The 757-nt window shown below is 43.5% G+C and carries 1 rRNA gene; it reads left to right on the forward strand.

Features of this window, described 5'->3' with window-relative positions:
- Positions 1 to 239: 239 nt before the first annotated feature.
- Positions 240 to 757, forward strand: a 23S ribosomal RNA gene (locus CLRAG_RS17945); the annotation flags it as partial.

The raw sequence follows: 757 nt of genomic DNA on the forward strand, positions 1-757 counted from the left end.
AAAAATTGTCCTTTGAAAATTGCACAGTAAATAAGAAATAAAGTAAAGCTAAGGTTATAATATAACCTTTGTAGTAAAGTATCATTTTAAAGATGATATGATGATAATAAGAAAATTGATAGTAACGAGCAGATCGAGGAAAGATTTGAGCGAGGAGCAGAGTTTACTTATGTAAATGAGCACCACAGCGAAAAGGTTGACGAAGATATGCGAAGTTAATAGCAATTTTCGATAATAAAGGTCAAGCTACAAAGGGCGCATGGAGGATGCCTTGGCACCAGGAGCCTAAGAAGGACGCGATAAGCTGCGAAAAGCTCTGGGTAGGCGCAAATAGCCAGAGAACCAGAGATATCCGAATGGGGAAACCCACCTAGATAACGCTAGGTACTGCAAACTGAATACATAGGTTTGTAGAGGCAAACCCGGGGAACTGAAACATCTAAGTACCCGGAGGAAGAGAAAGAAACATCGATTTCCTAAGTAGCGGCGAGCGAACGGGAAAGAGCCCAAACCAGGAACTTGTTCCTGGGGTTGCGGATAGGTCATAAATACTGTGAAGTGTTAATTGAAGAGAGCTGGAAGGCTCCGCCGGAGAAGGTAAAAGCCCTGTAAATGAAAGCAAAGAGCAGTCAGATCTAATCCAGAGTACCACGAGACACGAGAAACCTTGTGGGAAACAGGGAGGACCACCTCCCAAGGCTAAATACTACCTGGTGACCGATAGAGAAGGAGTACCGTGAGGGAAAGGTGAAAAGAA

This window comes from Clostridium ragsdalei P11, from assembly GCF_001675165.1.
In the GTDB taxonomy this organism is placed as follows: Bacteria; Bacillota; Clostridia; order Clostridiales; family Clostridiaceae; genus Clostridium_B; species Clostridium_B ragsdalei.